This is a genomic window from Burkholderia sp. COPS, from assembly GCF_019425585.1.
Taxonomy (GTDB): Bacteria; Pseudomonadota; Gammaproteobacteria; order Burkholderiales; family Burkholderiaceae; genus Burkholderia; species Burkholderia cepacia.
In genome coordinates, this window is the sequence record NZ_WIXR01000059.1 from 143,468 (window position 1) to 152,956 (window position 9,489).

Below are 9,489 nucleotides of genomic sequence, written 5' to 3' on the forward strand. Positions count from 1 at the left end.
CGTATCGGCGGCCCGGCGCTTCGCCTGCTGCGCCCGGGCCCGCCGTTTGCTGGATGACGTGCGACGCGGCCGGCGCGTGCAATGACGTACGCGGCCGCCGCCAGGAGCGCCATTTGATGCCCGATGCCATTCCGTGTCCGTTGTCCGTACCCGAGCGATTCGGCTTCGCGCCGCGTGCACCGATCTCCGGATGGCGTGAGGGCCGGGCGCGCGTGACGGGGAAATCCGGCGAACCGGCCGGCCGGAACGGTGACGGTCCGGCACCGGCCGCCGTCGCGCGTGCGGGCGACGACGATCGGCCCGGCGGCAACGGCGACGGCCCGGCACCGCGCCGCGACGACGAACGTTCGACCGATGCCTCGGGTGGCGGTGGAGGCGACGGCCATCCGCACGACGATCGCGGCGGACGCACCGGTGGCGATGGAGACGGCGGCCACGGCGAAGGCGAACGCAAACGTCCCGGCAAGAAGCCGCTCCTCGTCTTCGGCGCGATGCTGTGCGTGCTGCTCGTCGCGGGCCTGGTCTGGTGGCTCGCGACGCGCGACCAGGAAAGCACCGACGACGCGTACACCGACGGCAACGCGGTCGCGGTGGCGCCGCACGTGTCCGGTTACGTGACGCGGCTCGCGGTCGACGACAACACGTTCGTGCGACGCGGTGACGTGCTCGTCGAGATCGATCCGCGCGACTACCGCGCGCAGGTCGACGCAGCGCAGGCGCAGCTTGGCCTCGTGCAGGCCCGGCTCGATGCGGCGCGCGTGCAGCTCGACATCGCGCACGTGCAGTATCCAGCCCAGTACCGGCAGGCACGTGCGCAGATCGAATCGGCGGAAGCTGCCTATCGACAGGCGCTCGCCGCGCAGGAGCGGCAGCGCGCGGTCGATGCGCGCGCGACGTCGCAGCAGGCGATCGACGCCGCCGACGCGCAACGCACGAGCGCCGATGCGAACGTCGCGATGGCTCAGGCGCAGGCGCGCACCGCGAGCCTCGTGCCGCAGCAGATCCGCCAGGCGGAGACGGCCGTCGAGGAGCAGCGCCAGCAAGTGTTGCAGGCGCGCGCGCAGCTCGATACTGCCGCGTTGAACCTGTCGTACTGCGAATTGCGTGCGCCGTCGGACGGGTGGGTGACACGGCGCAATGTCCAGCTCGGCTCGTTCCTGCAGCCGGGAACGTCGATTTTCCTGCTCGTCGCGCCGCGCGTATGGATCACCGCGAACTTCAAGGAATCGCAGCTGGAACGGATGCGCGTCGGCGATCGCGTCGACGTGTCCGTCGACGCGTACCCGAGCCTCGACCTGCACGGCCACGTCGACAGTATTCAGCTCGGCAGCGGTGCGCGCTTCTCCGCGTTTCCGGCCGAGAACGCCACCGGCAATTTCGTGAAGATCGTGCAGCGCGTACCGGTGAAGATCGTGCTCGACGGTCCGCTGCCGAACCGTCCGCCGCTCGGTCTCGGTCTGTCGGTCGAGCCGACCGTGCATTTGAAATGAACGGCCGCCGCATGTTGCGCCGGCATACGGCGGCCGGCCCCGACCGGAGCGTTCCGATGCCCGACACTCGCATGCCGTTCCCGCTTCGCGGACTCCGCCGATGAACCGGCCGTCCGACCGAAACGGTGAGCCGGGCGACGCATGGCGTCCGGCCTCGAACCCGTGGCTCGTCGCGATCGTCGTCACGCTCGCCGCATTCATGGAAGTGCTCGACACGACGATCGTCAACGTCGCGCTGCCGCATATCGCGGGCACGATGTCGGCGAGCTACGACGAAGCGACCTGGACGCTCACGTCGTACCTCGTCGCGAACGGCATCGTGTTGCCGATCTCGGGTTTCCTTGGACGCCTGCTCGGCCGCAAGCGCTACTTCGTGCTGTGCATCGCCGCTTTCACGGTGTGCTCGTTCCTGTGCGGCGTGGCGACCAATCTCGGCGAACTGATCGTGTTTCGCGTGCTGCAGGGGCTGTTCGGCGGCGGCCTGCAGCCGAACCAGCAGTCGATCATTCTTGACACGTTCCCGCCCGAAGAGCGCAACCGCGCGTTCTCGATCTCGGCGATCGCGATCGTCGTCGCGCCGGTGCTCGGGCCGACGCTCGGCGGCTGGATCACCGATCACTTTTCGTGGCGCTGGGTGTTCCTGCTCAACGTGCCGATCGGTGCGCTGACCGTGCTCGCGGTGATGCAGCTCGTCGAGGACCCGCCCTGGCGGCGCGGCGCCGAACGCGGGATCTCCGTCGACTACATCGGCATCGGGCTGATCGCGATCGGGCTCGGTTGCCTGCAGGTGATGCTCGATCGCGGCGAGGACGAGGACTGGTTCGGCTCGCCGCTTATCCGGATATTCGCGGTGCTGTCGGCACTGGGTCTCGTCGGCGCGACCCTGTGGCTGCTGCGCGCGAAAAAGCCGGTGGTCGACCTGTCGTGCCTGCGCGATCGCAATTTCGCGCTCGGCTGCGTGACGATCGCGACGTTCGCGGCTGTGCTGTACGGCAGCGCGGTGATCGTGCCGCAGCTCGCGCAGCAACATCTCGGCTATACGGCGACGCTTGCGGGGCTCGTGCTGTCGCCGGGCGCGCTGCTGATCACGCTCGAAATTCCGTTCGTGAGCCGGCTGATGCCGCATGTGCAGACACGCTATCTCGTCGGGTCCGGCTTCGTGCTGCTGTGCGGCGCGCTCGCCTATTCGCGCATGCTGGTGCCCGACATCGACTACCGGCATCTCGTGATGATCCGGTGCGCGCAGTCGCTCGCGATTGGCTTCATGTTCGTGCCGATCACGACGCTCGCGTACCTGACCGTGCCGCGACGGCTCAACGACGATGCGTCCGCGCTGTTCACGATGTTCCGCAACGTCGCGGGTTCGATCGGCATTTCGCTATCGACCGCGCTGATCCGCGAGCGTACCCAGGCGCGGATGGCGCATCTGTCCGGGCACATGTCGCCGCTGTCGCAGAACTTCCAGGCCGCGCTGCAGGACAACGCGCGCGCGATCGGCGAGCTGACCGGCGGACCGCCGTCGGTCGCGCTGCAAACGGCCACCGGGCGGCTGTATGAAACCTTCGTGCTGCAGGCGACGATCCTCGCCTATATCGACGTGTTCGCCTTGCTCGCGGTGTTCTGCGCGTTCAGCATTCCGTTGACGTTCCTGTTCTCGCCGGTGAAAGCGGCGCGCGGTGCGGGAGGGCATTGAGATGCGCATGCGCCGACACGATCGTAGCCGCAGGGAGTGCCTCGTGCGCGGCACGGCGATTGCACTGGTTGCATACGCAACGTTATCGGGTTGTACCGTCGGCCCCGATTACAAGCCGCCGCACGCCGACATGCCTGACACCTGGCATGCGATGCATGCCGATGCGCAAGCGGCCCCGGACACCGCCATGCGGTCGTCGCCCGTGACCGACGTCGATCCTGATCCGCGCTGGTGGCAGGCGTTCGGCGATCCGCTGCTCGACCGGCTCGTCGAGCGCGCGGCACAAGACAATCTCGGCGTGCAGGCTGCCGTGCTGCGTATCGCACAGGCGCGGGCGCAGGTTCGCGCGGCCGCCGCGCAGGGTTTGCCCGACGTGCGCGCGAACGCGAGCTATCAGCGTGAACAGCTCGGCCTGAAAGGCATCGTCGAGGAGCAGGGCATCGACCGCCGCGTCGACCAGCTCGGCGCACCGGGCTCGCCGCTCGACCGGTTCGGGCCGGGTACCGGCGCGAGCGCGCGGCGAGGTGCGCAAGACGCGCTCGATGCCCTCGAGGCGCCGGTCAGCCTGTGGCAGGCCGGATTCGACGCATCGTGGGAACTCGACCTGTTCGGGCGCGTGCGCCGCTCGGTCGAATCGGCCGATGCGCAGGCGCGTTCAGCGGTCGCGAGCCGCGACGACGCGCTGCTGTCGCTCGAGGCCGAAGTCGCGCAGACCTATCTGCAACTGCGCGGTGCCGAGGCACAGCGCGCGCTTGCCGACGACCTGCAACGTGCGCAGCACGACCTGCTCGATCTCACGCGCGAGCGGGCAGCGCACGGCCTGGCGAGCGATCTCGACGTGCGCAGTGCCGACGCGCGGCTCGCACAGATTCGCGCGCAGCTGCCGCAATTCGACCAGCAGATCGTGCTGTTGCGCAATGGTCTCGCGTACCTCGTCGGCGGTGCGCCTGGCGCGCTCGACGACTGGCTGGCCGCCCCGCGGGCGTTGCCGGGCGTGCCGCCGACCGTGCCGGTCGGCCTGCCGTCGACGCTGGCGCGGCGACGCCCCGATATTCGCCGCGCGGAGGCCGACCTGCATGCGGCCACCGCCGATGTCGGCGTCGCGGTCGCGCAGTTCTATCCGGACATCTCGTTGACCGGGCAGGTGGGCCTGCGCGCGTCGCACGTGCGTGAACTTGCTCACTGGTCGCATCTGTTTTATGCGTTCGGGCCTGCCGTGTCGCTGCCGGTATTTTCCGGTGGTGCGCTCGTGTCGAACCTGCGGCTGTCGCAAGCGCGCCAGGCCGAAGCGGCCCTGGCTTACCGGCAAGCCGTGCTGGTTGCGCTGCGCGACGTCGACAACGCGCTGGCCGTGTATCGCACCGACCAGGCGCGCGCGGCCGCGCTCGACGATGCGGCGAAGGCCGAACAGGGCGCGCTCGAACTGGCACGCGACCGTTACCGCAAGGGATTGTCGCCGTTCCTCGACGTGCTCGACGCCGAGCGACAGTGGTCGGAGGGGCGCCAGCAGGCGGAGCAGGGCGCATTGCAGACCACGACCGATCTCGTCGCGTTGTACAAGGCGCTGGGTGGAGGATGGCCGGCCAGCACGGCCGCGGCTTTGGGCAGGGACACGGCGTCCGGGCGATAGCGGCAAGCGCGCGGCGTTACCGTGCCTGTCGGCCGGATGACCGTCGGAGCGGATGGTCCTGACGAGTCGTTCGTCAGACGCGGTCACCATGATGTCGGCACCGCGTCGTCGCAGAAGCGATGCGGATGATACGGTGCAGAATTTCGCCGAAATGTGGCGAAATCTGAATCCGGGTATGACACGCAGCTATCGGGAAGTCGCCGCTGCCGGGCGGAACGCGCGAAGCGGGCGGCATCCAGCACGCGCGTGTTGCCGAATCGCTTCGATGCGATGTCCGGCAGCGGCGCGGCTGAGCGGGGGCCGTCGAACATGCTTCCGGCGAAACCGTTTGCGGAATTCCACCGTCTCGAACGTCGTCTGTACGAGTCGATCTCCCCGCCAGGCAAGGTTACTCGACATTTCATTACAAAATATTACCGATGTCGCCGCGTATCGTTCCCTACAATTTCGCTTCCTGATGCGCGCGCATGATGCGCCGCGATTTCGTCCGTCATGCGGACGGTGACAGGCAACTGACGGGAAGGCGACATGATGCCGTGGCAAGTCGTGCGGAGTCTCGAAGCGCTCACGAACGCGATCGAAGCCGCGGTGGCGCGGGCCGACTGGGCCGAGGCCGTCCGCGCCGCCGAGACGCGTTCGCGGTTCGTGCTTGCGCTGGCGCCCGATCAGCCAGACGAGGTCGTGTCTGCGCTCGGGAGAATGCAGGAGACCGATGTCCGGATCTCCATCGTCGCACGCGAAACGTTGCAGGCGCTCGTCGCCGAGGGCTGGGCGGCGTTGCACGAAACGCAGGCGGCGACGCATGCGTTGCAGGCCGGGCAGCGTGCGCTCGACGCGGACGCTGCGGCATCGCGATGCGCGCCCCGCACCGACACGCGATTCGCGCTCCGTCATTGAGCGCGACGCAGATATCCGCTTTCTTGGGTGGCAGGATGAGATTCAGAAAACGTACCGCCTACGTCGATGCCACACGATGGTTCGTCGATGGCGACCATGACCGGGTGGCGCGGCGCCACGACACGTGGGCAGTCGCGACGCCGGAAGGCTGGCGTCCGGTGAAGCCGGGAGACTGGATTCTGCTCGACGAAAGCGGGAACTGCTGGCCGATGGACAACGGCCTCTTCCTGCGCTTTTACGAACCGGTCGTGGACTGACGTGACCGACGGACCACGCCCGCCTATCGGCGCTTGCGCGAAAACAGCAACGAATCGGCGTCGTTGAAGCGGATACGCTGCGGCTCGCCATAACCCGCTTTCTCCGCGACGCGAATCGACGCAACGTTGGTCGGCTTGATCACGCATACGCTGCGCTCGAACCGCTGCTGCCCGTCGAGCCACGCAAGCGCGGCCGCGAGCGCCTCGGTCGCGTAGCCCTTGCCGTGCGCCCACGTCGCGAGGGCCCAGCCGGCTTCCGGCACGCCGCGAATCGACGGCTCGATGAGCCGGTGGAAATCGGCGAAGCCGAGGTCGCCGACATAGCGGCCCGACGCCTTCTCGCGAATCGCCCAGTAGCCATAACCCAGCAGCGGCCACAGCCCGCGATACGCGAGCATGCGCATCCACGAGTCGCGCGGCGCGGACGGCTCGCCGTTGAAGATGTGCTCGACGACCTTGGGCTCGGCCCACATCGTGGCGAGCGCGTCGAAGTCGCCGAGCGGATGGCCTTCGAGGATGAGGCGCGGCGTGTCGAGAACGGGCGGGGAAGAGACAGGCGGCATCGTGGTTTCCGGAAAGAAGGGGGCGCATGGGACGGCCGGGCCGTCGGCACGTCGATGCCGCGCTGGTCGGGGCCCGTTCACGCGCTCGCCGGCAGGTCGGGCGGCGGTGTTGGTCGGTGAGCGGCGGCGTGTGATCGGCGGTACGCGAGCGCGGCACGCTGCGAGCGGGCAGGTCCATTTCGGCAAGACAGGGCGCGGGAATGATAGCAAAACCCTTGTCGCGGCGGGCGTCGCGTCCGGCGGCCTCCGGCGGCCGCGAGTGACGCCGGTGCATCGACGGCGTCGAACCGGAAACGTGCGCGATTGCAGCGGCAGACCGCGCGATAATCGGACTTTCATGCGGCGCGCGCCGCACTTCCGATGTGCGTTCACCCCTCGACATGACACCCGAATCCGACTGGCTGAGCCGCTTCATGGCGCTCGTCACGGTCACCGGGAAGCTCGAAATCCGCTGCGCGTTCGGCGCGCCGTGGGCGGTCACGTATGAACGATCGCCTGCGTGCGAGATTCCGTATCACGTGGTGCTGCGCGGCCGCGCGATCCTCGAGAATCCCGACGACGGCTCCGTGCGCGAACTCGGCGGCGGCGATCTCGTGCTGTTGCCGCACGGTTCCCCGCATGTGCTCCACGACGGCAGCGGGTTGCCGCCGGTGTCGGCGGTCAAGCGGCCCGGCGGTCACGTCTTCATCGGCGAGAACGCGGGCACCGGCGAGCGGCTGGACATGCTGTGCGGGCGTTTCGTGGTCGCGCCGCCGCACGACCGGCTGATCCGGCGCCACCTGCCGGCCGATCTCGTCGTGCGCGCGGTGGCGGACAGCCGCACGGCGGACGCGCTGGCCGCCACCGCGCGGCTGACCGCGCTCGTGGAGCTGATGCGCGCGGAATCGCTCGAGCAGCAACTCGGCGGTCTCGCGATCCTCGACGCGCTGTCGGCGGCGCTGTTCGCGCTCGCGCTGCGCGCGATCAGCGAATCGGGGCAGGCGCCGACCGGCCTGCTGGCGCTGGCCGGCCAGCCGCGCCTCGCGCCCGCGATCGTCGCGATGCTCGACGATCCGGCAAGGCCGTGGACGCTGCCCGAACTGGCCGCGCTGTGCAGCATGTCGCGCGCGACCTTCATGCGTCATTTCCAGTCGAAACTCGGGCACTCGGCCGCCGATCTGCTGACGGATATCCGGATGAGCCTCGCCGCGAATGCGCTGCGCCGGCCGTCGGCCAGCGCGGAGGCCGTGTCGGCCGACGTCGGTTATCAGTCGGTGGCTGCGTTTCGCCGCGTGTTCACGCGCTGGGCGGGGATGACGCCAGGTGAATGGCGGCGCCAGTCGTTCGGTGGTCCGCGCGATGCGGCGGCATTGGACGATGGCGTGGCCGGCGATGCGGAGTAAACGCGAAGGAGGCGGCGCCTGCTGCGGTTCGATGCAATCGCAGGCGGATCAGCCAGATGTCGGCGCACGGTTCGATGCCAGGCCCATCGCTACGGTTGTCCGGCCCGACGAACCACTCGACGAACAGCGCGGCACCTTGGATTTTCCGATCCCCCAGGCAGCGCTGTAGCCGTCATCCAGGCGGCACGCCCGCCGCGGCAATGGAGCCGGCGACGGGCGCGATCGAAACGGCAGCGGTACCGCATGCCGTCCCGATGCTCTTGCAGCCGCGCGACTTACTTCACAGGCGGGAAATCGACGACCGTGTCGTTGATGCGGTTGAACGTGTTGGTGAAGATCGTCAGCGCGATCGCGAGCGAGATTTCCGCGAGTTGCGTGTCCGTGTAGCCGGCTTCGCGGATCGCGGCGAATTCGTCGTCGGTGATCGTGCCGCTCGTCCGTTGCAGGTTCAGCACGAAACGGATCAGTGCGTCGCGCTTCGCGTCGCCGGTGTTCGGCTCGCGCGAACGGATCGCGCGCAGTGCGTCGGCCGACAGGCCGGTCATCTTGCCGAGCAGGTTGTGCGCGGCGACGCAGTAGTCACACCCGGTATCGGCGCTGACGAGCAGCTTGATCGTTTCGAGATCCTGCCGGGTCAGCGTGCCGCCGGCGAGCACGCCTTCGGCGTCGAGCACGGCCGCGAGCGCGTTCGGCGCGAGATGGCCGACGGCGGCGAACAGGTTGGGGACGGTGCCGCCGGCGACCTTGCGGACTTGTGCGTACACGTCGGCGGTTGCGCCGGTGGCGGTTTCGATGGCGGGGATGGCGATGCGGCTCATGACTGGCTCCTTGATCGGAAAGTTGACGCCCGTTCGTTCGGGGTGACTCCACTTTAGAAGCGCAGGGCGATCCTCATAAGGCGCAAAATCGCCATTGTGATGCTCAAAAGGATCAAGTCGATCCGCCGCCGCCGGCGGTCTACTTCCGGCTTTTCAGGAAGGTCCGCCCTTCGGCCGTGATCGACGCGCCGGAGCGGCCGTGTGCGGAATGGCTGACGAAGCCCGCGCTGACGAGTTCCCGCGCGATCGACCAGCCGAGCGCGGGCGCATCGCGCCCGTAGCGGACGTCGGCGAGGCGCTCGAGCGCCCAGATGGCGGAGGCCGACAGGTTCGGGGTGTTGGACGTGAAGTTGTCGCTCATCGCTTCCTCGTGAAAAGGGGATTCGGGGTGGGCGGGATGCCGTGACGCCGGGTGGTGCGCGAATCAGCGCGCTTGCAGCACGGGCAGCAGCGCCTGCAGCGCCGCCTCCTCGTCGGGGCCGGTGGCCAGCACTTGCGCGGACGTGCCGCCGTGCACCTGCAGCGCTGCGACGGCGGCGCTGTCCTTTGCGTTGCTGCTGATCCCGTTCGCGATCAGCAGGATGTCGCTGTCGAAGCCGCGCGCCGCGTCGACGGCTGCTTTTCGTGCGGCGCCGCCGCGGTTGCGGTTCCACGCGGGGCCGATTTCAACGTACACGACGGTTGCCACGATGTCGGAAAGCCTCAGAACGGGGAATCGGTGTGCGGTGCCGGGCCGGCGCTGCGCCTGGCGCGCGTGAA

At 68.7% G+C, this 9,489-nt stretch carries 10 protein-coding genes; 6 read left to right on the forward strand and 4 right to left on the reverse strand.

All coding sequences use genetic code 11. The features are described from left to right. The first annotated feature begins 116 nt into the window (after nt 1-116). From FOZ70_RS34120 to FOZ70_RS34140, 5 genes are all read left to right on the forward strand, one after another. Nucleotides 117-1,490: an HlyD family secretion protein gene (locus FOZ70_RS34120; protein ID WP_219707660.1), complete on the forward strand. Its 1,374-nt coding sequence runs from the start codon at nt 117-119 to the stop codon at nt 1,488-1,490. A 100-nt stretch (nt 1,491-1,590) separates the two neighbouring features. Next, the gene (locus FOZ70_RS34125; RefSeq protein WP_219707661.1) at nt 1,591-3,183 is read left to right on the forward strand and encodes a DHA2 family efflux MFS transporter permease subunit; all 1,593 of its coding nucleotides are present in this window, start codon (nt 1,591-1,593) and stop codon (nt 3,181-3,183) included. A 1-nt stretch (nt 3,184) separates the two neighbouring features. Continuing rightward, nucleotides 3,185-4,813 (forward strand): efflux transporter outer membrane subunit, encoded by a 1,629-nt coding sequence (locus FOZ70_RS34130; RefSeq protein WP_219707662.1) that lies wholly within the window; start codon nt 3,185-3,187, stop codon nt 4,811-4,813. Nucleotides 4,814-5,341: 528 nt separating this feature from the next. Next, entirely contained in the window at nt 5,342-5,710 is a 369-nt protein-coding gene (locus tag FOZ70_RS34135; RefSeq protein ID WP_219707663.1) for a hypothetical protein, read from the forward strand. Between the two features lie 35 nt (nt 5,711-5,745). Beyond that, nucleotides 5,746-5,967 (forward strand): hypothetical protein, encoded by a 222-nt coding sequence (locus tag FOZ70_RS34140; RefSeq protein ID WP_219707664.1) that lies wholly within the window; start codon nt 5,746-5,748, stop codon nt 5,965-5,967. A gap of 23 nt (nt 5,968-5,990) precedes the next feature. On the opposite strand, the gene FOZ70_RS34145 is transcribed toward FOZ70_RS34140, so the two are convergent. Next, nucleotides 5,991-6,530, reverse strand: a complete 540-nt coding sequence (locus FOZ70_RS34145) for a GNAT family N-acetyltransferase (protein ID WP_048028920.1) — start codon at nt 6,528-6,530, stop codon at nt 5,991-5,993. 380 nt (nt 6,531-6,910) lie between these two features. Between FOZ70_RS34145 and FOZ70_RS34150 the strand changes: the two genes are divergently transcribed. After that, the gene (locus FOZ70_RS34150) at nt 6,911-7,912 is read left to right on the forward strand and encodes an AraC family transcriptional regulator (RefSeq protein WP_219707665.1); all 1,002 of its coding nucleotides are present in this window, start codon (nt 6,911-6,913) and stop codon (nt 7,910-7,912) included. 275 nt (nt 7,913-8,187) lie between these two features. On the opposite strand, the gene FOZ70_RS34155 is transcribed toward FOZ70_RS34150, so the two are convergent. From FOZ70_RS34155 to FOZ70_RS34165, 3 genes are all read right to left on the reverse strand, one after another. After that, nucleotides 8,188-8,730, reverse strand: coding sequence for a carboxymuconolactone decarboxylase family protein (locus FOZ70_RS34155; protein ID WP_059492739.1), 543 nt, complete (start codon nt 8,728-8,730; stop codon nt 8,188-8,190). Nucleotides 8,731-8,869: 139 nt separating this feature from the next. Further along, the gene (locus FOZ70_RS34160) at nt 8,870-9,091 is read right to left on the reverse strand and encodes a hypothetical protein (RefSeq protein WP_021158205.1); all 222 of its coding nucleotides are present in this window, start codon (nt 9,089-9,091) and stop codon (nt 8,870-8,872) included. A 63-nt stretch (nt 9,092-9,154) separates the two neighbouring features. Then, nucleotides 9,155-9,418: an HPr family phosphocarrier protein gene (locus FOZ70_RS34165; RefSeq protein ID WP_042973918.1), complete on the reverse strand. Its 264-nt coding sequence runs from the start codon at nt 9,416-9,418 to the stop codon at nt 9,155-9,157. Nucleotides 9,419-9,489: the final 71 nt, after the last annotated feature.

Bases quoted from the DNA above. Each gene is read 5' to 3' on its own strand.
- FOZ70_RS34120 (WP_219707660.1), top strand. From the start codon at position 117: ATGCCCGATGCCATTCCGTGTCCGTTGTCCGTACCCGAGCGATTCGGC.
- FOZ70_RS34125 (WP_219707661.1), top strand. From the start codon at position 1,591: ATGAACCGGCCGTCCGACCGAAACGGTGAGCCGGGCGACGCATGGCGT.
- FOZ70_RS34130 (WP_219707662.1), top strand. From the start codon at position 3,185: ATGCGCATGCGCCGACACGATCGTAGCCGCAGGGAGTGCCTCGTGCGC.
- FOZ70_RS34135 (WP_219707663.1), top strand. From the start codon at position 5,342: ATGATGCCGTGGCAAGTCGTGCGGAGTCTCGAAGCGCTCACGAACGCG.
- FOZ70_RS34140 (WP_219707664.1), top strand. From the start codon at position 5,746: ATGAGATTCAGAAAACGTACCGCCTACGTCGATGCCACACGATGGTTC.
- FOZ70_RS34145 (WP_048028920.1), bottom strand. From the start codon at position 6,530: ATGCCGCCTGTCTCTTCCCCGCCCGTTCTCGACACGCCGCGCCTCATC.
- FOZ70_RS34150 (WP_219707665.1), top strand. From the start codon at position 6,911: ATGACACCCGAATCCGACTGGCTGAGCCGCTTCATGGCGCTCGTCACG.
- FOZ70_RS34155 (WP_059492739.1), bottom strand. From the start codon at position 8,730: ATGAGCCGCATCGCCATCCCCGCCATCGAAACCGCCACCGGCGCAACC.
- FOZ70_RS34160 (WP_021158205.1), bottom strand. From the start codon at position 9,091: ATGAGCGACAACTTCACGTCCAACACCCCGAACCTGTCGGCCTCCGCC.